17 protein-coding genes are annotated in these 22,795 nt (G+C 49.9%); 3 read left to right on the forward strand and 14 right to left on the reverse strand.

What is annotated here, in order from left to right:
• Positions 1-8: 8 nt before the first annotated feature.
• The 4 genes from PIL01S_RS09940 to PIL01S_RS09960 all read right to left on the reverse strand — a co-directional run bounded on the left by PIL01S_RS09940 (position 9) and on the right by PIL01S_RS09960 (position 6,333).
• Positions 9-1,949, reverse strand: coding sequence for a glycosyltransferase (locus PIL01S_RS09940; protein WP_164764205.1), 1,941 nt, complete (start codon positions 1,947-1,949; stop codon positions 9-11).
• Entirely contained in the window at positions 1,912-4,068 is a 2,157-nt protein-coding gene (locus PIL01S_RS09945) for a glycosyltransferase (protein ID WP_127537404.1), read from the reverse strand. Before PIL01S_RS09945 ends, PIL01S_RS09940 begins: the two co-directional genes overlap by 38 nt.
• A gap of 80 nt (positions 4,069-4,148) precedes the next feature.
• Positions 4,149-5,657, reverse strand: coding sequence for a DUF6385 domain-containing protein (locus PIL01S_RS29825; RefSeq protein ID WP_246058157.1), 1,509 nt, complete (start codon positions 5,655-5,657; stop codon positions 4,149-4,151).
• Positions 5,658-5,700: 43 nt separating this feature from the next.
• The gene (locus PIL01S_RS09960) at positions 5,701-6,333 is read right to left on the reverse strand and encodes a DUF6385 domain-containing protein (RefSeq protein ID WP_127537405.1); all 633 of its coding nucleotides are present in this window, start codon (positions 6,331-6,333) and stop codon (positions 5,701-5,703) included.
• Between the two features lie 78 nt (positions 6,334-6,411).
• Between PIL01S_RS09960 and PIL01S_RS09965 the strand changes: the two genes are divergently transcribed.
• Together PIL01S_RS09965 and PIL01S_RS09970 are read left to right on the forward strand one after the other, a co-directional pair.
• Positions 6,412-6,930 carry a hypothetical protein gene (locus tag PIL01S_RS09965; protein ID WP_127537406.1) on the forward strand — a complete coding sequence of 173 codons (519 nt, stop codon included), beginning with the start codon at positions 6,412-6,414 and terminating at the stop codon, positions 6,928-6,930.
• A gap of 33 nt (positions 6,931-6,963) precedes the next feature.
• Entirely contained in the window at positions 6,964-7,545 is a 582-nt protein-coding gene (locus tag PIL01S_RS09970; protein WP_127537407.1) for a hypothetical protein, read from the forward strand.
• Between the two features lie 90 nt (positions 7,546-7,635).
• Here the strand turns inward: PIL01S_RS09970 and PIL01S_RS09975 are convergent, their stop codons facing one another.
• The 9 genes from PIL01S_RS09975 to trhO all read right to left on the reverse strand — a co-directional run bounded on the left by PIL01S_RS09975 (position 7,636) and on the right by trhO (position 16,805).
• Positions 7,636-8,955 carry an MFS transporter gene (locus PIL01S_RS09975; RefSeq protein ID WP_246058158.1) on the reverse strand — a complete coding sequence of 440 codons (1,320 nt, stop codon included), beginning with the start codon at positions 8,953-8,955 and terminating at the stop codon, positions 7,636-7,638.
• A gap of 78 nt (positions 8,956-9,033) precedes the next feature.
• Positions 9,034-10,212: a winged helix-turn-helix domain-containing protein gene (locus PIL01S_RS09980; protein WP_127537408.1), complete on the reverse strand. Its 1,179-nt coding sequence runs from the start codon at positions 10,210-10,212 to the stop codon at positions 9,034-9,036.
• Positions 10,213-10,378: 166 nt separating this feature from the next.
• Entirely contained in the window at positions 10,379-11,173 is a 795-nt protein-coding gene (locus PIL01S_RS09985) for an ABC transporter ATP-binding protein (protein ID WP_095290912.1), read from the reverse strand.
• Between the two features lie 2 nt (positions 11,174-11,175).
• Positions 11,176-12,036, reverse strand: a complete 861-nt coding sequence (locus tag PIL01S_RS09990; RefSeq protein WP_236146853.1) for an ABC transporter permease — start codon at positions 12,034-12,036, stop codon at positions 11,176-11,178.
• A gap of 149 nt (positions 12,037-12,185) precedes the next feature.
• Positions 12,186-13,241 (reverse strand): ABC transporter substrate-binding protein, encoded by a 1,056-nt coding sequence (locus PIL01S_RS09995; RefSeq protein WP_127537409.1) that lies wholly within the window; start codon positions 13,239-13,241, stop codon positions 12,186-12,188.
• Positions 13,242-13,569: 328 nt separating this feature from the next.
• Positions 13,570-14,424: a phosphotransferase family protein gene (locus tag PIL01S_RS10000; RefSeq protein ID WP_127537410.1), complete on the reverse strand. Its 855-nt coding sequence runs from the start codon at positions 14,422-14,424 to the stop codon at positions 13,570-13,572.
• Positions 14,425-14,446: 22 nt separating this feature from the next.
• Positions 14,447-15,019 (reverse strand): TetR/AcrR family transcriptional regulator, encoded by a 573-nt coding sequence (locus PIL01S_RS10005; RefSeq protein ID WP_127537411.1) that lies wholly within the window; start codon positions 15,017-15,019, stop codon positions 14,447-14,449.
• 238 nt (positions 15,020-15,257) lie between these two features.
• The gene (locus PIL01S_RS10010; protein WP_095291272.1) at positions 15,258-15,896 is read right to left on the reverse strand and encodes a helix-turn-helix transcriptional regulator; all 639 of its coding nucleotides are present in this window, start codon (positions 15,894-15,896) and stop codon (positions 15,258-15,260) included.
• A gap of 21 nt (positions 15,897-15,917) precedes the next feature.
• Entirely contained in the window at positions 15,918-16,805 is an 888-nt protein-coding gene (gene trhO, locus PIL01S_RS10015; protein WP_127537412.1) for an oxygen-dependent tRNA uridine(34) hydroxylase TrhO, read from the reverse strand.
• Between the two features lie 381 nt (positions 16,806-17,186).
• Here trhO and PIL01S_RS29755 point away from each other — a divergent pair, with 381 nt between their 5' ends.
• Positions 17,187-21,272 carry an InlB B-repeat-containing protein gene (locus PIL01S_RS29755; RefSeq protein WP_164764206.1) on the forward strand — a complete coding sequence of 1,362 codons (4,086 nt, stop codon included), beginning with the start codon at positions 17,187-17,189 and terminating at the stop codon, positions 21,270-21,272.
• A 96-nt stretch (positions 21,273-21,368) separates the two neighbouring features.
• On the opposite strand, the gene PIL01S_RS10025 is transcribed toward PIL01S_RS29755, so the two are convergent.
• Positions 21,369-22,793, reverse strand: coding sequence for a YfcC family protein (locus tag PIL01S_RS10025; RefSeq protein ID WP_246058159.1), 1,425 nt, complete (start codon positions 22,791-22,793; stop codon positions 21,369-21,371).
• Positions 22,794-22,795: the final 2 nt, after the last annotated feature.

Below are 22,795 nucleotides of genomic sequence, written 5' to 3' on the forward strand. Positions count from 1 at the left end.
TCAATGATTCAGATCTCAAAACCATCCGGTCCCGGCAATTCCAGCCGAAGCTGTTGAATCACTGGCCAGCAGCGGTGACGTTCACCATTTGGTTCTCCGGCCAACTCCTGTAAATGATGATCTGCTGCATCTACAAGACTCTTCGCCAACCAGACCGATCCTGCAGCGGTATCGAAAGCCCCGGCAAAAGGTTCCTGCGCATATTTCGGATTCCAGTTCAGCGCTTGCCCCTGATGGAGCTCTTCCGACGAGCGGACCTCCGCACCCAAAAACTGCTGGCAGATCTGAACGAGTCCAAGCAGCTCGGCCCATTTACCGGAGTGTACGCATCCCTCCATGAGCAGACCCAAGGCCTGCCATCCCTCGTAAGCTGCTCCTTCAGTCTTTGCTCCAGTACCACCAGGCCTTCCATTGGCATTGGTGCTGGCAATCGTATGCAAGACGGCCTTCTCTCGTCCTGGGGACCGTTCTGGCCCCGATTGCACACAGTGATTCAGCCACATCGTTAACGGATCCGATACTGCTGTCTCCCGCCCTTCCAGCCAGTTCACACGCTCCAGCCAACTGGCTGATTGGAGCGCATATTCACCTTTTTTACGCCGAACGGTGTCCAGCTTGAGCCTCGCCTTGTTCCATCTCCCCTGCCCGATATGAAGCAGCGCCTCAGCAAATGACAGCCGTTCTCTCATCTCCTTCGAAGGTGTCGAAGCTGCGCCTGGCAGCATCTCCAGCGCTGCATCATAACAACGACTCTGCTCCAGAATGCCAATGATCTTGTGAGTGGCTTCTTCGGAATTCAGGGCGAAACGATGGGTAATCAGTGAGGGTATAACCGATTGCTGCCCCGAAACCCGCATAATACGAAATATTCGATATAGCGGTGGCAGTAGGCTGGATTTGGCACGTACCGCTTCCACGTAAGCATCGACTGCACCCTCAAGGTCTGCCCGCCCTTCCAGCAGCCGCCCGAGGGCGTACCAAGTCTGATAGGTGCCCATTCCTTCTTCCGTATGGTACACAGGAGGCGGCGGTCCCAACTGAATGGCTCCACGCAATGAATGCTCCGCCTGCTCCGTGTGACCCAATGCTTCCTGACACACTCCCCGGTTATGCAGCAGATCCGTATAATCCGGGAATAACACAAGTGCTTCCTCAATGTGGTCCAATGCTTCCTGCCAGCGACTCAAGTGTTGAAGGCATCGTACCTCATACTTGAATAATAAGTGGGCATAGCTAGTCACCAGAGGATCGATGCCTGCCTTGGCCACACGAAAGGTCTGAAGTGCGCGCTCCGCTTCCCCCACACGCAAGTACTCGACGCCCAGATTATAATGATGGAACGATTGCTCCGGCTCTTCCTTCACAGCCTGTTCCAATAATTTCAGATTCCGATTCACCTTGTCCTTGCGCTCCACAACCGCAGTCTGATAACCATAATGATGGATCATCATGTCTGTCACATGAAAAGCAGCATCCGGATTCTTCCGGCAAATGGCCCCTGCAATCTGTTCATGAATCCGCCCTTCAAACCGATGCTCCGGAGCATTACGGAACAGACGTAATACCGGATTCACTGTAGCTCCCTGCTGACCCGTACCTGAATAGTTATGAATGTTCAAAAACAATCCTTCGCATGGGCTGGCTGCCGTCCAGCTCCGAAGCTGCTCCCGCGCTGCTCCATCCAGCGCCTCGTCCGCATCCAGGAACAGAATCCATTCCCCTGTCGCCTGCTCCAGACCTGCATTACGTGCAGCAGCAAAATCATCACACCACACATAGGGCACTATTCTAGCCCCGTATTGCCGCGCAATATCGTTGCTCCGATCCGAAGAGCCGGTGTCCACGACGATAATTTCATCAACAGATCCCTGGACACTCTCCAAACATTGGACGAGCCACTCCTCCTCATCCTTAACGATCATGCATAGCGAAATGCGGTTGCTCGGCAAGCTGGTTCCTCCTCTCGTTGGCATGCCAATCTGTACGCCAAGGGATGCCTTGGGCTGTCCTTAACCTTTGAAGGAGGGCATCCTGCTGCGCTACAAGGCCCGGGTTAGAAGGAGAGCGACTCAGCTCCTTTTGAATAACGCCCAGAGCCAAATACAAATAACTTACGGCAGCTCCGGCTCGCGCCTGATGCCATCCTGCATCCCGCTCGAGCGCCTGCTGAAATAGAGTCACAGCCTGATCGTAATACCCTTTGGCAAACAACGCTTCCCCGAGGTAAAAGGTACCCTCAGCATCCAGCTTCCCTTCCGTCATGCAGCCAATTAGGAGATCAGCGGCCGCCCGGGTATATCCTTCGCGATAAAGAATGCCTGCAAACCACCTACTAAATTCCATGCATTGGTCCTTCTCCGTGCAACCATCCATCCACTTCTCAAACCACTGCTGGGCCACCGTCAGTTGCCCTGTTTGTACAGATCGCTGCATGATGTCCTGAATCAGGTTAAGCGCAGTCGATTGCAGTACTTCAGACAACCTTTCCCCACTCTGTCTCATGGGGTTACACCCCTGCACCTGTTGTCCTCTGAACCATCGGTCCACCGTACCCCAGACTTCACGATCTTCCTGCTCAGATGACTCCAGAAAGGCAGGAGAAAGGCCCGCTCCACTGGCCCAACAAGCAACTGCCCAATTCAGTCGCTGCTCGGGCAGGAGAGGTTCGACACTCGCCTCACGTTCACCCCACAGTTGTTCTGCAAGTTGTACGGCTTCCAGGCATCGGCCCGTACATAACATCCAGTGCAGCTGAACTGCCGGGTCAATCTGAACATTTTGAGCCATATCCTGAAGCAGTGACAGTGCCTGCCCGTATGCTCCGCAGGATGCAAGCGCATGAACAATATTCCTGATCGCATCTGCACCTTCTCCTGTATAGTTCTGCTCCCCTAAATTCAATCGCTTCCTCCAGCGAAGCAATAATGCCTCAGCAATGACCTCATCCGATTCCCCAGATTGCTGCAATACATCTGCTAGCCCCTGGAGTGTGGGGGGATATGCAGGCATGTGATCCAAGGCCAGACCATATAGATGGGCCGACTCCTGCAGGAACCCCCTCTTCTGTGCCAGACGCGCCATGGCTGTATAGGGTCTGTATGTGTCCGTGCCTTGTTCATGTACATAATCGGTTTGCCTGCGAACTCCCTCGGACGTATCCACTGCTCTTGCATAGGATTGATAAGCTCGTTCCTCGAGACCTTGTTGTTCAAGAAAGTCACCGTACAGAAAGTGAAGGTCAGCGTAGTCCGGGTAATACTGCGTTTCCACTGCCAGAAGTGAACGGCCTTCATCATAACGCTCCAGGGCTCCAAGAACTTTCGCATAATCGCACACGAGTGTAGACCGATACGGTGCACCAAGCTCCGTCAGGCGCAGTGAATTGGCAAACGAATCCGCTGCCTTCTCCATCTCTCCCAGCTGGCAATACGTTACTCCCAGATTGTAGAGATGAAAAGGCTGATCCGGGTGCTCCTTTAATTCCTGCTGCAAAAGCTTAAAATTCCGCAAAGGTTTGCGCCCCTGAGCGATTTGGGAAGCAAGGTATCCATCATGAGCGAGCCGCAGCGGAGCCACAGGGTCGGACTCCCGCCGAATGTTCTCCGTATCATCACACACCAGCTGCTCATGAATACGACCTTCATAGCGGTATCCGTAACCCGATCGAAACAGGCGTACCGGCTGAAACACAACTTGATCTTCCGTCTTTTCATCGATCCGATTCTCTATTGTCACTTTTAACTTCGATACACTCTTATGGACTGTGGGCAGATAATTCATTAACTCTTCCAAACCATCTATGGCATATTCATCCGCGTCTACACACAGAATCCACTCGGTACCTGCCAGCGGCAGGCTTATATTGCGTGCCCGTGCAAAGTGATCTTCCCACTGGGCATGAAGTACGGTTGCCCCGAATTGTCTCGCAATCTCTGGTGTGCGCTCATCCGAGCCTGTATCTGTAATGAACCACTGAATGCCGGGCAGGTTAAAACTATTCAGACAGCGGGGCAATTGTTGTTCCTCATTTTGAACAATCATGTGAATTCCAAGCAGCCTGTTCTGCATATGCTGTCACCTCCAACGCAAAAAAAGTACATGAAGTCCATTAAATGAGACTCCATGTACCTATATGATTGAGAACCTGGTTATGTGCCTTGTCCATTGAAGAACACATCGATTGTACTTGGTGCACCGATGAGACTGGAACGATAGGAAAGGCGTGTATATTTGAGGAAACGTTGGGGGACCAGTACATCCACGGAGCCTGCCAAAATCCCCGTTACGGTGGTCACGTCCGTATACCAGTTCGATCCGTTGGCGCTGATTTCCACCTGGGCATCCACACGATTGATCCCTGGCCCCCTGTTGTATACAAAGAAGGAATATGTGCCAAATACACTGGTTGTCACCGCTGGTAGAGGCGTGAACGTATTGGCAGTGGGTGTATTGATCAGCTGCGATTCCTGGAAGCTCTTTTGGGAAATCGACGTTACGCTGCTAAGTGTTCCGGCTGTGATGGTCGCGCCGAGTACACTGGTGATGGTTCCGTTCAGCAAATTCGTTAATGTTCCAGCCGTAATTGTGGCACCAAGCACATTAGTGATTGTACCGTTAAGCAGGTTGGTTAATGTTCCGGCCGTGACCGTTGCACCAAGTACGCTGGTGATGGTTCCGTTCAGCAAGTTTGTCAGCGTGCCCGCCGTGATGGTCGCACCTAGTACACTCGTGAGGGTACCATTTAGCAGATTCGTCAATGTTCCGGCTGTAAGCGTCGCTCCCAGAATGCCTGTGATTGTTCCGGCAGTAATCGTCGCACCAAGCACACTGGTGATTGTTCCCGCTGTGATTGTGGCGCCGAGTACGTTCGTAATTGTACCATTCAGCAGATTCGTCAATGTGCCTGCGGTTACCGTGGCCCCGAGAACACTCGTTATGGTTCCGGCTGTAATTGTGGCACCAAGCACGCTGGTAATCGTACCATTCAGCAGGTTCGTCAGCGTTCCCGCTGTCACTGTAGCTCCAAGTACGCTGGTGATTGTTCCGGCTGTAATGGTTGCTCCAAGCACATTCGAGATTGTACCATTCAACAAATTCGTCAGCGTGCCTGCTGTGATTGTGGCTCCGAGTACACTCGTAAGCGTACCATTCAGCAGGTTCGTCAACGTTCCCGCTGTGACAGTGGCCCCGAGCACGCTTGTAATGGTTCCAGCTGTGATGGTTGCTCCAAGTACACTTGTAATCGTACCATTCAGCAGGTTCGTCAACGTTCCCGCTGTCACGGTGGCTCCAAGCACGCTCGTTATGGTTCCGGCAGTGATGGTTGCTCCAAGCACACTTGTGATCGTACCATTCAGCAAGTTCGTCAACGTCCCCGCTGTCACCGTAGCTCCAAGCACACTGGTAATCGTACCTGCTGTAATGGTGGCCCCGAGCACACTCGTAAGGGTACCATTCAGAAGGTTGGTGATCGTGCCTGCATTAATGGTGACCGTCGTCAAACCCGAGATGTTACTGATCGTTCCGTCCAAAATGATCCCGACAACATTACCACTCGTATCCGTTCTGACGGGCTGGGCCGTACCGGTAGCATCCTGACCAAAGATCAGGGTCCGCAGATTGTCCGGATTCGTGTTAAACGTTGTGAAGTTAGGCATGAGCCCCGTCCTCCTCCCTGGAAATCCGTCATGTTATTTCACCTTAGGGCATGCGCTGTGCCTGAAAGTAAACATCCAGCCTGGTGGGTTGATCCGGTTCCACCGATTGAATCGCAAGCCGGGTATATCGAAGGAACCGCTGCGGAACCAAAGCCTTGGTTTGGCCCCCCGCAATCACCTCCTGGCTGTCCACCGCATAATCCACTGCATTGGGACTAATCTGGATCTGTACCAGAGCCGGATTCTTGCCCCGGTTCACAATGCCATATGTGTACAAGCTGAGCGATGATGTATCCTGAGCAGGAAGAGCACTGGTGGAACTGCTGGTTTCGGCCCCGACATAGGTATGCTCTGTAAAACAGTGAGTAGCACCAGGGAGTATCGTGCGTGAGGAACGACCCTGCTTGACCCGGGGACGAGTAATCCGGGAACAAGGAGGTTTCAGCAGTTTAGCGCGGCAGGATCGGCGGGGTCGGCGGCGGCTCACATATTTAGTTGGTCTCAATCTCTTCTTGCTTCGCTTCGCTGTTCGGCTCATCTCGATTCCCCTTAAAAAATGTGCTTCCGCATCGTATGCCCGGACATAAAATACGGGCACGGCATCTGCCGCGATTTTCAATTTTGCCGTTCTTGCCCCAAACGCTTCCTCGATGTTGTACATACACTGTAAATACAAGGACGAGAGTATCCATTTGCATACCAAGGTCAGTTCAGTTCTATCAAAGCGGAGGTGGGTAACATAACGAACTATAACGTGTTCAACCAATCTAACGGTCCCCTGTTTACCCAGCTTACCAATACATTTTCCGCCCCCGGAATTGAGGCTTCGGCTGAGAGCGGCGCCGCTGCTGCAGGCAGTTTCTATGCATTGACTACCAATAATGCTGGACTTCCTAACAACCAGAATCTTCTGCTGCAAATCATTAATGCCGCTGGCAGCGGCAGAACTTTGCGGATTTCCAGCATTTCGGGAGGAGCAACCGCAGCTGCTACGCTTGTTGTATATTCCGGGGGCACCGTTACGGTAGGAAGTACGCCCGTCCCAGTCAATACATTGCTTGGCAGCACGAATACCAGTGTAGTCACCACGAGGCAAAATACCGGAACGCTGGGCGGTGCATTTACAAGCCTGCTAAGTCTTCCACTGACCGCTGGCATGTTTCGGATGAACTTCAACGGTTCGATTATCGTGCCACCAGGACAGACGTTATCCGTTAGCTTGGGTATTGGGAATCAGACGGCAGCCATTAATTTGTTCTGGTGGGAATTCTGACAGATAACCATGAAGGAAAAGGTGGTGAATACCTTGCCCAACAATAACGTGTTTAACCCGCAGACTCAGCCTGTGTATACGTCCAATACCAATACCTATCAGTCTCCGGGCATTATTACCCCACCGGAAAGCGATGCAGGAAACGTGGGAAGACTATTCAATTCGGGTACAACCAACTCCACCACCCTGGGGTTATTGGGCGGCAGCGTTATCGCGACGGTCCAGTTGAGCAATCCTGTGGGAAGTGGGAGAACGCTGTACGTATCCAAGCTTTCCGGTGGAATTACGGTTGCACTCAATCTCCTGTCTTCCTTCAGTGGTTCCATGGTACTGAGTGCTAATGGAACGCTGACCTCGCCGAGTACATTACCATCCGTGAACAGCAATCTGTCCAGCACCAATACCAGTGTTGCCATCGTGCGATTTTCCACCGCGGCGCCTACCGGAGCAACTACGCTAATGACGATGCCTTTGCAGGCGGGGCCCTTTTCATCCAGCGTATTTGGGAGCTATGTCGTCCCGCCAGGTCAGGCCATTAATCTGACGGTCAGTGGTTCTCTTTCCGTTGGAGGCTTGCTGGCGTCCACAGCCTACTTTGCTTGGTGGGAGGTCTAATGACCACCTCTACCTTTCCAAATAGTCAAAGCCGCCTCCGGCGAACCGGAAGCGGCTTTAGCGTATTTCTTTTCACACCAGATATAGATGTTATACGTGTTCCTTCAGGACAGTGCCATGTGATTCCCGGATTCCCCACAATACACGCTGCAATACGATGCCTGCCACTCCAATAGCCAGCGTAGCAATGCCGATGAATTGAAAGGTAAGGCCAGGCCCCATAATATGAATCAGCGCACCACCTGCCAGCGGGGCAACAACAAGCACGACACTGGACATCGAATTTTGGATGCCGAAGACACGTCCTACATAAGCAGGAGGGGTTTCCTTTTGCAGCAAATAATTTAGAGTCACCATAGAGAGGCCGTTTCCGAGGCCAATGCACAGTCCCCAAACGATAATCCATACATCCGGGGTATGGGGAACTACCCAGCCTAGAGCAGCAATACCTGCGCCAATAAGGACAAAACCTCCACCTAACCCCCATCCATAACTGACTCGCGGCAGTCGGTTCAGCAGCAGAATCATGATAACAGCACCTGCACCTGCCGATGAGCCCAGCCACCCGATCAAAGCTTCATTCCCCGGCTTGATGCTGCGGAAAAGCGTTACGAACTGATAATCAATCATCAGAATCGCCATTAAGCCCAAACAGCCAAACAACAGCGTGCATAGAATGGCCCGGCTGTTTCGTATAAAACTCCACCCTTTCGTCCATTGCCTCAGCACCGATTCAGTCTCTGCATGCTCCTGCTGATCTTGCGTCTCCTCACCTATAGAATGTTCCGGCATCTCCGTTAACCGTCGCAATGGCCATAGCACCAAACCGGATATTAGACGGGTGCAGGCATTGATCACAATACAAATCTGAGGTGAGAATACCGCCAGGATGACGGCACCCAGAAGCGGTCCGGCCACCTTGGAGCATTGTCCGACAAAACCGTTCAGAGACGATGCCTGAAACAGATGCTCCTCGGCCACCACTTGACGCGTCAGCGCCTGCTGGGCCGGAATGTGGAATACGCCCATCATGGCTCGCAAGGCCAGAAGCGGAAGCAGCCATGCCGCACTTGGCGCGAACAAAATGGCAACCGTAAGCACAACGGTGAATACATCACAGAGTAGCATGATCTTTACTTTGTGCAGACGATCCGCAAGGGTACCCGCTACCGAACCCAGCAGGATACCCGGGACAGCCATACAGACGGGAATCAGTGCGATGATCAGTGGATCGGCACCCCATCGATAGGCCACCAATACCTGAATGGCAAGGGCATCGAACCAATCCCCGAAGGTAGCGAGCGCATACGCGATAAACATACGCATGAAGCGGAAGTTGGTCCACAAACTTGTGGGCGGCATTGGGGACGAAGGTGATGGCTGATGAGATTCATTTGAAACAGTATTCATTGTGGGGTTTCCTCCTACTCCTCTGATTACAGCCTTGTTGCCAGGCTTACATGTTCCTTGGCTGTAATCATACGAGAGTTATATCAGAGGAAGATCAGACGCTGGAGGGAATGAGGATAAATACGCGCGGACTTCATTCGTAGTACGCTGCCCATACATAGGAACACCGTATTCTTTGGCAATTTCAGCATAGACTTGACGATATTTGTGAACCAGACGTCCCTCAATTCGGTGATGTGCCATGAATAACAAGATCTGATTCGCCGAATTGATGTATAGTGGTGCGTTCAATGTCATTTTGAGAACAGCCAGCCCGTCATCCATTCTCGGCTCTGCTTCTCGAGCTCTCCCCTGCCTCAGCAGCCACAGCCCCTCCATGACCTGGAACCGCCCGATCTCACGCAAATATGGCGCTTCCTTCAGACTCGAACGTAACATGCTCATCTGTTCTTCAACTCTTTCACCACTGCCGCCCCACAACTCTACGTACAACTCCGACAGGGATACGGGCAGCTTGAAGTTGAGCAGATGGTCTGTCTCAATGACGCGATATGTCTCTACTAACTGTGCTTTGGCTCGCCGATATTGACCAACCTCTGCATAAACCTCGACAATATTCAAGATACGGAGCTCCCGAAGCTGATCCGCAGACAATGCAGGTGAACTCAGTGCCTGCTCATACAAACGCAAACTCTCCGCTGGTTCAATCAGCGCGTGTACAAAAATCAGCAGCCAGTACAACCGCTCCTCAAACGGGAATTCCTCAGTAGTAATTAGCCATTCCAGATCCCCCTGGATAAAATGGATATACAATTGATAGAACGAATCAATCTGGATACCCAGAGCATCCTGCTGATCAAACAAGGTTAGCATCGATTTCCCCTGTCCAAACAAATGATATTTGCGGAACAATCCATGGATCACTTCCCGCATCTCCAGATCGTGTGCGGAGGGGTTGGCGGGCAGCGCTGCCATATTCGTCCGTATGGTTAGTCTGTAACCGTAACCCCGAACCGTATCCAGCGAAACTTCTTCCCAATGTTTCAGTTTCTTGCGCAGCCGATACACATGGTCATCCACGGTGCGTTCAACCGGATATTCCAGCGGCCATACACTGTCCAGCAGCTGGCTGCGGGTAAATGCCTTTTCCTTGTTTTCATATAGAAAATGAAAAAGCGCGAATTCCTTCGCGAGCAGCTGGATGGAATCCGTGCGCCGGGTTACGGTATATGTACCTTCATCAAATTGCAATGACATGCCTGGTCCCCCTGTATATGCTTGCTTATCCCTTGTTTGGGTTCATACATAATGTGATTAAACTAAACCTGATATTTCGTTCATGTAGAAAACAACATACCACAAAAAAACCTCTTGCGGGTACGCAAAAGGTTTTCTGTATAATACGCCCAGCGTATGGCCTGGCCTAGCCAAGTACCACGCGGTCGTCTGCCATCTTTTTGCCGCTGATGCGCTCGAATTCACCCAGCAGCTCAGGTACGGTCAATGTGCGCTTGCGCTCTTCACTGACGTCCAGAATGATTCTGCCCTTATCCATCATGATCAGACGGTTACCCAGACGAATCGCTTGTTCCATATTGTGAGTTACCATCAGGGTCGTTAGTTTCATCTCACGGACCAGCGTTTCGGTCAGCTCGGTAATTAATTCGGCACGTGAAGGGTCAAGTGCCGCCGTATGTTCATCAAGCAGCAGAATCTGGGGCTGGGTAAAGGTTGCCATCAGAAGGCTGAGTGCCTGGCGCTCCCCCCCAGAGAGAAGACCCACTTTGGCATTGGGACGCTTATCGAGTCCAATCCCCAGCTTCTGCAGCTGGGCGTTGAAGATCTCCCGTCTTGCCCGGGTAACCCCGAAGCCAAGGCCACGCCCTTTACCGCGTTTATACGCCATCGCCATGTTTTCTTCAATCGACATATGCGGAGCCGTTCCTGCCATCGGATCCTGGAACACCCGGCCGATCCAGCTGCTGCGCTTATGCTCAGGCAGGTTTTTGATGGACCGGTCATTGATCAGCACATCTCCCATATCCGGCTTCATTACACCAGATATGATATTCATCAACGTAGATTTTCCCGCACCATTACTGCCGATGACCGTTACGAAATCGCCCGGATTCATCGTCAGATTCACGCCAACCAGAGCTGTCTTCTCGTCTGTCGTTCCCGGATTGAACAGCTTCGTCACATGTGAAATCTCCAGCATGATCACATGCCTCCCTTCGCTTGTTGACCCGTGGATCGCATGAGCTCTTCCGTTCGTTTGCGAGCAAGGCTCTTCTGCTTCATGGAGCGCTGCATGGTTGGGAAGACAAGAGCAATAATGACGATGACCGCGGTAATCAGCTTCAGATCAGAGGTATCGAACCATTCGACCTGAAGAGCAAGCGCAACGACAATCCGGTAAATAATCGAACCGACTACAGCTGCGAGCGTTGCCCAGAATACAGTTCTTGCACCCAGAATGGCTTCCCCGATAATAACAGAGGCCAATCCGATTACGATCATACCAATTCCCATCGTAATGTCTGCGAAGCCTGATTGCTGGGCAATAAATGCCCCGGACAAGGCAACCAGTCCGTTAGACAAACTGACGCCGACGATGGTCGTTACATCGGTATTTGCACCGAAGCTGCGGATCATGCGTTTGTTGTCGCCTGTGGCGCGCAATGCCAGTCCAATATCGGTTTTCATAAACAGGTCCAGCATGATTTTAAATACCAGCACGACAATGATGATCAGCACCATGACATGCTCGCCCGAGAATGGATTATCCATTCCCATAATGGATTTATTCGGCGCACCAAGGATGCGCATATTAATGGAATAGAGGGCGATCATCATGAGAATCCCGGATAACAATCCATTGATTTTGCCTTTGGTATGCAGCAGACCGGTACAGGCTCCAGCTATCATTCCTCCAGCCATTGCCGCCAAACAGGCGAGCCAAGGAGAAAAGTCATTGGAGATCATAACCGCCGCGATTGCGCCTCCTGTTGTAAAACTTCCATCTACGGTAAGATCGGGAAAATCGAGAATCCGGAACGTAATATATACACCAAGGGCCATGAGGGCATATAACAGACCGAGCTCGATTGCACCTTCGATTGAATTCCAACTTATACTCACGCTACTTCCTCCCTGTCTATCGAAAAGAATGAGGCGAACCTACTGCACGTCCGCCTCGCATCCGTACTGCCGGTTGTCATCCGGTCAGATTATTGAATAATGTTGTTATCCTGGTCCTGCACTTCCGCCTTCATCTCGTCGGTAACTGTGATGCCTTGAGCTTCAGCTGCTTTAAGATTCAGGATCAGATCGAGCTTGTCCGGAACGGTTACTTTCATATCGCCAGGCTTCGTACCATTCTTCAAAATATCCGCAGCCATTTCGCCGACTTGATATCCATGGTCATAGTATTTAAAACCTACGGTAGCAAAAGCACCTTTTTCAACCGTGTCCCGGTCACTGGAGAAGAACGGAATCTTGTTGCTGTTTGCTGTCTGGATGATCGTATCCACTGCACTGACAACCGAGTTGTCGAGTGTGATGTAGAAGGCATCCACTTTGCCTACCAGAGAGTCTGTTGCCTGTTTAACTTCAGATGTATTCGTAACTGGAGCTTTGACCAGCTTGATTCCGTGTGTTGCCAGTGCTTTTTCGGCATTGTCGGCCATGACAACAGCATTCGGTTCGCCCTCGTTAATGACCAAACCTACTGTTTTTACGTCGGTCATGTATTTCGCGATAAAATCAGCCAACTGCACAATTGCTTCCGGATTCGTATCCGATGCACCAGTGACATTGCTGCCTGGCTTGTCCAAGTCACTAACCAGTTTGGCACCCAGCGGGTCCGTTACTGCTGCGAAGAGCAATGGCTTTTCTTTGACCTGTTGAGCCAGTGCCAGTGCAGATGGGGTAGCAATCCCGAGCACCAGGTCATTCTTCGAATCCCCTGCGATTTTTTGGGCAATGGACAGGTTGTTGGTTGAATCACCTTGTGCATTGTTGTAGTCAATGGTCAGGTTTTTGTTTTCCTCGATTCCCGCTTCCTTCAGTGCCGCAATGAATCCTTCACGTGTTGCATCCAGGGAAGGATGTTCCACAATTTGCGAGATGGCAATGCGGTAGGATTTTTCTGCAGTCCCTTCGCTTGCTGTAGTACCGGATCCTTCGGATTCCGTACCCGTACCCGTGCTGCTGTTATTTCCGCAACCTGCGGCTACAATCATTGAGGCAACCATCATCAGTGACATCCAGAATTTCTTTTTCATGTGAGAACCCCTCTCCATCTTCTAAATGTGTTGCCCATCTCCTCATCCTAGTGGCACGATAGGGCGGGACAAAGCGAACGCTTCAACGCATTGTTGCTTTTATCGACAAAAGCAGACAAACATAGACATTCCTCATGCGACTGAAGTCCATGACTCGTGTTGGTCATTTTGTGTTTCTCTAATATTAAGGTGCGACTTCTTTCCCGTCAATGGTTGTACCGCTTCCAATTTGGTTTATTCCTTAAGCATGATAGAAAACATTACACAAAATAAAAAAAGCCATCCACAATATTTCTGCCGATGGCGCGTTTATCATACTTTAATTTGCCTAACAAATGTGGAGCCTTCTTCTAATCTCGTTGATAAGCAAACACTTTTCCTCTTCGGAGATCCCATCCGCAACCAGTTTGCGTGCTGCCATAGGGAGGATCCAAGGTTCAACGTCTGCATAACGGATGCCAGATAATCTTTCGTACTCCTCCATGAACAAGTTAATGCAGGTTTCCCTTGTAGCATCGAGAAGAACACTGGCCTCATTGGGCAAATGTGGGGGTAAGATCGCATAGCGGATCATAATTACATATTCAGCCAAGTCAGCTTCCGGATTTCCTGTAGAAGCATTGTTCCAGTCAATAATGACGGCGTCGTTATCTCTAAGCAGTATATTGCCTGGATTTGGGTCTCCGTGACAAAGCTGCTGCTTGATGGGTAAGTCATCCAGTTCGGCGATAACGGCTGCCTTCTCCGCTTCTGTTAAATATTGGGCTCTATTAATATCGTTTCTGATATTCTTCCGCTGACTCGGCATATTGGCCACTGAATGAGAATGAATCTGGTGAAAAAGTTGTGCCGTGATCTTCGCATCAATGTAATCGTCCATGATATCCATGGGTTGTTGCAGTCTGGATTGCTCTACTGCTCTTTCTACAAATCTCTTCATAATGGGTTCGCCATAGATTCGTTCAAATACAGCACCTGATCGACCTCCAACGTCCACCAAATCGTAGGGTCGCGGAACTGGCAGCCCGCAGGCCCAAGCAATTCGACAATGGTGCAGTTCAGCCTGTAAAGCAGCCGGAATGGTATTTGGCTTAGCCAACTTGATGATCTTGCTTCCATCTTCCCATTCAAACACTTCCGCGCATCCGCCTTCTCCAATTTTATTACCGAGCCCCTGGACCACTATGCACACTCCCTATTCGGATTTAATAAGTGAGACCTTCTTTATGCAGTAACATCTCATACATTTCCCGGATCATCTCGGTGGCTTCGTCCATGTCCAGCTCTAAGGTGTGAGAGTTAAGTAGCGTTCCAATGCCGATTAAATAAATCGTCAATTTTAAGAAAATGCGCTTGAGTTGCTCGTAGGAAATGTCCTGCAATCGCTTGCTGTATCGCATATAAGATGTGGTCAGCTCTTCCCCCAGAAACTGATCAGTGTGTGGATGGTATTGCCGATAACCTGATAGATACAAGGCTCTGAACAGCTGCTTCTCGTTTTGCGCAAAATACAGAAAACCGATGGTCAGGTTCAGAGCAGGAGAATTATCGCTGTCCTTATAATCCAGCATGCTATTACGAGCAAATTCGGCAGCTTTGTCATAGACACTTGCTTTCAGCTCTTCAATGTTGTTATAGAGGCTATAGATCGGTTGGGTAGAGCATTGGAGTGTCTGAGCGACGTTTCTCGCAGTGATCGCCTCCAGCCCCTGCTCCCGCACAAGCTCAAATGCGGCAGCTAACACTTTTTCTTGCGTGATCTCGGATCTTGGTGGCATTACATTCTCCCTCCATCAAAAATAACACCTGTTATATAACGCATGTTATTATTATAAGATTCATGTGTCAAGTGTTCATGTACGATAAGATCTTCTCCTAAATATCGTGAACTGATATAACTTTACCGGATGTTAAGTGAATCACAATGTGTATTCAACCGTAATAGTAACGTTTTTACGTCTTATATAACAAAAAAAGAGACTGTTTCGAATAATCGAAACAATCTCCTTACGTTCATCAATTTCCCGCGGCTTCGCGAATCTGGTATGTGCACTTCTTGCCGCCCTCAGCGTAACATTCCGTGCGCTCGACATCTGCCTGCAGCAAGGAACGGAAAAGATCCAATTCACAGCGGCAAGCCTGACGATATACGCTCGCCACCTGTACAATGGGGCAGTTCAGCTCTGTCAGCACATAAGAACCGTCTTCTTCTCTCGATGCGTCAGCCATGTAGCCATTAGCATTCTGTATGCGTGCCAATTCCTCCACACGCCCGGCCAGATCCTGGCCCTCCATCTGGGGCAATTTGCTCCGGAGCAGCTTGTCGCGCCGACTCTCGAAGAGCGTGTCTACAATGCCTTCACCGGCAGACTCCGTCAGTTCTTCGAGCAATTCAAGCGTAAGCGACGGGTAGGATTTTGGAAAAAAACCATCTCCGCGTGCGGTCAAATGGTACACCGAAGATGGACGTCCAGCTGTGGCCCGAGCCTCCCGGACTTCAATTAGTCCATCCTGCTCCAGTGCCGTCAGGTGACGGCGAATCGCCATGCCGGTCAGTTCAAGTTCGGCCGTCATTTCTCTTGCGGTCATCGTGCCCTGCCGCTTCAGCATGAACAAAATCCGTTCACGCGTCGTCATTTCGTCTTCACGCTTCACGTGCAGCACCTGCTCTCCTGCTTATGCGTGTACCGGTGCTGCCTCCCGGCAGGCATCCGAGCAAAAGCGGTTATGCGTCTCTTCGCAATCCTCACAGCACACATGCTGCAGGTTGCAGGTTGGACAATTAATATATCGGTCATGTGTCGTTCCACAGTGATAACAGCTGGCAATAACGATATCCTCATCTGTCCGGTTAATCGGCACGGAGATACGTTCGTCAAACACGTAGCACTTACCATCGAACAGACGACCTTGTACCTCAGGGTCCTTACCGTAGGTTACGATGCCACCTTCCAGTTGAGCCACATCTTGGAAACCTTCTTTGATCATGAAACCGGTCAGCTTCTCGCAGCGAATGCCGCCAGTACAGTAGGTAATGATCTTTTTGTCCTTCATATCGCCCAAGTTCTCCCGAATCCACTCCGGAAACTCGCGGAACGACTCAACGTCCGGACGAATGGCTCCGCGGAAATGACCGATTTCATATTCGTAGTCATTGCGGCCATCGATGACGATGACATCTTCCCGTTGCAAATGCTCGTGGAACTCTTTCGGCGATAGACGTTTGCCGCTAGTCACGTTCGGGTCCAGTTCTTCGTCCACGCGGAAGGTTACCAGCTCCGCTTTGTGACGAACGAATATTTTTTTGAATGCATGCTCTTCCACGTCATCAATCTTGAACACCATATCGCTGAACAGCGGATTGGCATGCATGTCCTTCATGTATTGCTCCGTCTGCTCCGGCGTGCCGGATACCGTACCATTAATACCTTCCGATGCAATTAGAATACGGCCTTTTACACCCAGGTCCTTGCAGTATTGCAGATGTTCTTGAGTAAATGTCTCGGGGTCTTCAATCTTCACGAACTTATAATATAAAAGCACGCGGTACGCGCTGTTACACATGTGTATCACCTGTTCCTATTCCATGTTGATATTGGCCGGATCATCCGACAAGCCTACAACGTTGCAACCTTGCTCATTAAAAAGAAAATAAACAGCCGCCCGAAACATCGTCTCGAACTGCTGCCCAACATACGACTTTTATTCCTGCACTCTAGTTTATCGGAATCGGAAGGGCTTAGTCAATATAAATGTATAGAAAGGGATGAAAGTTATGGAACATTTCAACCATAATTGAGTTGTCTCTGGAAGATATCAAAATTTATTTTAAATTTGAAGAAAAATCATATTCATTTTTGCCTTCGTATCCAGTACACTATGCTCATCATTATATGGCTTACCACTGTAAAACACGAAAGTGCAGTGGATGGGGATAAGCATAACGTGAATATATTACATGAGGAAAATGGGGATGAAATTGTGAGTCTACCTTTATTCAAGAAAGTAAGTATCATCTGGTTGGTATTCCTGATTGGACTGAGTGGTCTGTGGAATAATTTCAGTCTAGAACGGGCTAACGCGGCAGCAGTAGAACCCTATCTTGGTGAGATCAAATTATTTCCGTACAATGCAACACCCAGAGGATGGATGCCTGCCAGAGGACAAACCATGTCTATCACTCAGAATACCGCTCTTTACTCTCTGCTTGGACTTAATTTTGGGGGTGATGGAAAAACAACCTTCTCATTGCCCAATCTATCCGGTGCTGCACCTGATGGCATGGGCTATTACATAGCGTTAAACGGAATTTTCCCTTCGCGTGATGAGAATATCTATGGCGCGGGACCATCTGTTCTTGGAGAAGTTCGTCTCTTTCCGTATCAGTTTACCCCACCAGGATTTTTAGCCGCGAATGGCCAAGAGCTCTCCACATCTACATACAGTGACTTATATAAGATGATTGGCACGACCTACGGCGGTGACGGGAATACCTCATTTAAACTTCCGAATTTACCTAAAATACAAAACAATATTAACTATGTCATATCCACGGATCCAACTCAACGTGCCGAGAATGGGACTGGTAGCGAGTATTCAGGCGAGATCATTCCCATGCTGGTAAGCCTTCCGACAAACCGCTGGATACCAGCCGATGGATCAACACTGACCATCAACCAGAATCAAGTTTTATTTAGTCTACTCGGCACCAAGTTTGGTGGTGATGGCCAGGTGAATTTTAAAGTACCTGATCTCAACCGAAACCAATCAACTTTGGTTTATTATATTGTAAATGGGGGCGAATTCCCCATTCTGGACTTCGGACAGCTGCCTGAAGCAATCGAAGACACCTATACCACCAACCAAAACGCCGCTTTGGTTGTTCCTGCACCAGGCTTGCTAGCCAATGATAGGGATGCTTCTACTGCTATCTTGAGGAGTGGGCCGATGTACGGAACACTCGTTATGAATGCCAACGGCTCGTTTACTTATACTCCGATGACTGATTATGTAGGAACTGACAGTTTCACTTATAGTGCTAACAATGAATGGGGCACCAGTGTTCCGGTGACAGTTTCCATAACTATTGAGCAAACTACAGCTCCAATCATTAGCGGTGTAGTTGAAGGCACAGTGTACAATCAAGCCGTCACACCTAGCTTTAATAGTGGTACGGCGCTGCTGAATGGCGCTGCATTTACAAGTGGCACTACCGTCACGGCAGATGGAGATTATACCCTGACAGTTACCAATAGCATTGGTACAACAACGATTCACTTTACGGTAGATGCCCATCCCCCTGTTGTCACAGGCGTGACCCAGAACGGCGTCTATAACGTTAGTCCCGTAATCACCTTTAATGAAGGAACAGCGACCCTCAATGGTTTCCCATTCAATAATGGGGGCACGGTCCAAACCGAAGGAGAGCAACTCCTGATTGTTACGGATCGTGCAGGCAACACGACAACAATTCAATTTAGCTTTTATGCTCCACGGACGATCCATTTTGACAGTAATGGCGGTTCGGATGTACCTGAACAATACGTGAATTATGGTGACCAATCTACCAAACCAGCCGATCCAACCAAAGCTGGGCACACGTTCGCTGGATGGTTCACCGATTCGGGTTTGAGTCAGGCTTTTGACTTTGACAACACATCTGTAACTACCAATCTTACGTTGTATACGAAATGGTCGATCAACTCCTACACTGTCAACTTCGACTCTAACGGCGGTACGGCGGTCGATGATCAGTCCGTTCCATATAGCGAGTTGGCAACGGCTCCTGATGCCCCAACCAAAGCTGGGCACACGTTCGCCGGATGGTTCACCGATTCGGGTTTGAGTCAGCGTTTTGATTTTGACAACACAGCCGTAACTGGCGATATCACCCTGCATGCGAAATGGACGATCAACTCCTACACTGTTAACTTTGAATCCAATGGTGGTACAGCGATCGATACTCAATCGATTCAATATGGTGAGTTGGCGACGGCTCCTGATACCCCAACCAAAGCTGGACACACCTTCGCTGGATGGTTCACGGATTCAGGTTTGAGTCAGGCTTTTGATTTTGACAACACAACAGTAACTAGTGACCTCACTCTTTATGCAAAATGGTCGATCAACAATTACACCGTCAGCTTTGACTCTAACGGCGGTACAGTGGTCGATGATCAGTCTGTTCCATATAGCGAGTTGGTAGCGGCTCCTGATGCCCCAACCAAAGATGGGCACACGTTCGCCGGATGGTTCACCGATTCGGGTTTGAGTCAGCGTTTTGACTTTGACAACACAACCGTAACTGGCGATATCACCCTGCATGCTAAATGGACGATCAACTCCTACACCGTTAACTTCAACTCTAATGGCGGTACGGCCGTCGATGACCAGTCCGTTCCATATAGTGAGTTGGCAGCGGCTCCTGCCAATCCAACCAAAGCAGGACACACTTTTGCTGGATGGTTCACCGATTCAGGTTTGAGTCAGGCTTTTGACTTTGACAATACACCTGTAACTGGCAATCTCACCCTATATGCGAAATGGACGATCAACTCCTACACTGTCAGCTTCAACTCTAATGGCGGTACGGCGGTGGACGATCAATCGATTCAATATGGTGAGTTGGCAGTGGCTCCTGCTGATCCAACCAAAGTGGGACACACTTTCGCTGGGTGGTTCACCGATTCAAGTTTGAGTCAGGCTTTTGACTTTGATAACACAACTGTAACTGGCGATCTTACTCTGTATGCGAAATGGACTGCTGACAAATACACCATCTCCTTCGATACTCTTGGTGGATCTGCCGTAGATGATGTATCGGTTGAGCACGGAAATAAGCTTACAGCTCCGGTTTCACCAAGCCGTTCAGGCTACACGTTTAGTGGATGGTACGTCGATCCTGAGTTGAAGACACCGTTCGACTTTGATCAAACGGAGATTATCGCCGATCTTACTTTATATGCGAAATGGAACGTGGTTCCTTCTCCACCATCAGGCGGCAATGGCAATAACGGCGGTGGTTCCGGTAGCCAGAACAGCAACGGATCGAGCAATAATTCCTCGTCACCCAACTCGGCGAACTCATCAACAAACGGCCGTTTAACGCTGGCAGCGGGGCAGGCCGGTCAAGTAAGTTTAGGAAATGGCATGACATTAATTATCCCTGCCGGGGCAATGAATCAGGAACTGAAGATCACCATTGACCCGGTTGAAGATTCATCCGATCTGCTGACCAATCAAGCCCAGCTGCTCAGTCCGGTATATGAACTACTAAAGAATGTGACTCAGAATTTCGACAAACCCGTAACCTTAAAGATGGCCTTCGACGGATCAAGCTTGCGAAGCAATCAACGGGCAGAACTATTCTATTTTGATGAACAAGAAAAGAAATGGCTTTCTGCTGGAAAATCCTCTATGGATGGCGATCTGATCCAAGTCGACGTAAATCATTTTACCAAATTTGCTGTATTTGCGATTGATCAGCCTAACGCCCCAGTAGAAGTCGCATTACATGATATAAAAGGTCACTGGGCGGAAGAGCTCATTCAGCAGGCTGTCCGTGATGGCATCGTGAAGGGATATGTGGATGGATCGTTTAAACCAAACGCATCCGTTACACGTGCCGAGTTCACAGTAATGCTGATGAATGCACTGCAAACCGATTATGCAGAAGCACCTTTATCATTTACCGACCGCTCAAACATAGCCGCCTGGGCACAGTCTGCCGTAGCCAGTGCCGTGCAGGCCGGATTCATTCAGGGGGACTCGGGCGGTGCCTTCCGTCCGAATGATGCCGTAACCCGTGCAGAAATGGCCGTGATGGTAGCGAATGCCCTGCAAGTGAAGGCAGAATCCGGAACCAGCTCAACCTTTGCAGATAACGAACAGATTCCTGTATGGGCGAGAGCAGCGGTGGCTGGAATGCAACAGTCCGGGCTATTGAATGGTAAGGGATTGAACACCTTTGCTCCAAGAGACAACACGACGCGTGCCGAAGCAGTGAAGCTGCTCATGAGTATGCCCAATTAAATTTCCATAAATAAAGCCTGTGTTCTGGCGGCAGCCCCTCTGAACTGTATAAACAGTTGGAGAGGAGCTGCCTCAGAACACAGGCTCTTTATTTTATTAGGAATACTGAATGGTACTTGCGATTAGCATGAAGATGATCCCCAGTGCTATCCACATTACCATTAGAGGCCAGAAAAATTTAACCCACTTTTGATACGGAATACCCGATACGGCAAGACTGCCCATTAATGCGGAAGATGTTGGCAGAATCATGTTGGTGAAACCATCACCGAACTGGAATGCCAACACGGCAGTCTGACGGGTAATGCCGAGCAGATCGGATAGTGGAACCATGATCGGCATCGTTGTTACCGCCATGCCTGTACCCGATGTAATGAAGACATTCATTATATTTTGGAAGAAGTACATGCCCAATACTTGAACAGATGACGGAAGTTCACTCACTGCAGTAGACATTCCGTACACAACCGAATCGATAACATTCCCCTGATCCAGAACAACCATAATACCTCTGGCCAGACCAATGATAAAGGCTCCGTACGCGATACCACTTGCCCCTTTAACAAATTCACTCGCAATTCGGCTCGGTCCGAATCCGGAAACCAGTCCGGAAATGACGCCCATGCTCAGGAAAAGGGCCGCAAGCTCCTCCATCCACCAGCCTTCTGTCGATACGCCCCAGATCAACAGGGCAAACCCGGCAACAATCGTAAGGATTGTAAGGATATGTGTAATGCGAATGGTTGGTAGCTTGTTCAGATCCACGGCTGGTGTATCCGCTGCCTGCTCCAGCTCAAGCTCGTGAACCAACCCTCGAGTCGGGTCAGATTTCACCCGCGAAGCATAACGCATGATATAGATACTTGTAATAGCAATCAAGCATACCAGGATGATCGCACGGAGCCACATGCCGGAGAAAATCGGAACTTCGGCGATGGCCTGAGCCAGGCCCACATTGAACGGATTCAGCAATCCAGCGGTGAAACCACAAGAGGCTCCCAGCGAGATCATCGCTGTACCGGTAAGTGCGTCATATCCCAGTGCCCGAGCAATAGCGATACCAATGGGTACGAAAACCATGACCTCTGTAGACATCCCCATTGTAAACCCACCCACAGAGAATAAGGTGATAAACACTGGAATGACCCACAATCCCTTGTTGGCGAACGAACGCGCTACCCGGCCCGTCAGTGCCTCAATCGTACCCGTGCTTGTAATGATCTGAAATGCCCCGCCAATGATGAAAATAAAGAATACGACGTCAGCGGAATCAACCAGCCCGCGGACGATAGATTTGGGAATATCCCACAGGCTCGTCGGATTGGCCTCCACATGATGATATGAACCCGGAACGAGCAGAGATTTGCCTGTGGCCTCATCCTTCACCCGGTCGAATTCCCCTGCGGGAATAATGTACGTCAGTACGGTAGCAACCAATACCAGAATAAACAAGATGACGAAGGTATGCGGCATTTTGAACCATTTGCGTGGTTGTTGTGGTGGTTTTGTTATGTTTTCCAATT

The organism is Paenibacillus illinoisensis NBRC 15959 (assembly GCF_004000925.1).
GTDB classification, from domain to species: Bacteria; Bacillota; Bacilli; order Paenibacillales; family Paenibacillaceae; genus Paenibacillus; species Paenibacillus illinoisensis.

What these genes read in the sequence shown, in the direction of transcription:
- PIL01S_RS09945 (WP_127537404.1), bottom strand. Translation starts at nt 4,068, where the DNA reads ATGCAGAACAGGCTGCTTGGAATTCACATGATTGTTCAAAATGAGGAA.
- PIL01S_RS29825 (WP_246058157.1), bottom strand. Translation starts at nt 5,657, where the DNA reads ATGCCTAACTTCACAACGTTTAACACGAATCCGGACAATCTGCGGACC.
- PIL01S_RS09975 (WP_246058158.1), bottom strand. Translation starts at nt 8,955, where the DNA reads ATGAATACTGTTTCAAATGAATCTCATCAGCCATCACCTTCGTCCCCA.
- PIL01S_RS09980 (WP_127537408.1), bottom strand. Translation starts at nt 10,212, where the DNA reads ATGTCATTGCAATTTGATGAAGGTACATATACCGTAACCCGGCGCACG.
- PIL01S_RS09985 (WP_095290912.1), bottom strand. Translation starts at nt 11,173, where the DNA reads ATGCTGGAGATTTCACATGTGACGAAGCTGTTCAATCCGGGAACGACA.
- PIL01S_RS09990 (WP_236146853.1), bottom strand. Translation starts at nt 12,036, where the DNA reads ATGGCCCTTGGTGTATATATTACGTTCCGGATTCTCGATTTTCCCGAT.
- PIL01S_RS09995 (WP_127537409.1), bottom strand. Translation starts at nt 13,241, where the DNA reads ATGAAAAAGAAATTCTGGATGTCACTGATGATGGTTGCCTCAATGATT.
- PIL01S_RS10005 (WP_127537411.1), bottom strand. Translation starts at nt 15,019, where the DNA reads ATGCCACCAAGATCCGAGATCACGCAAGAAAAAGTGTTAGCTGCCGCA.
- trhO (WP_127537412.1), bottom strand. Translation starts at nt 16,805, where the DNA reads ATGTGTAACAGCGCGTACCGCGTGCTTTTATATTATAAGTTCGTGAAG.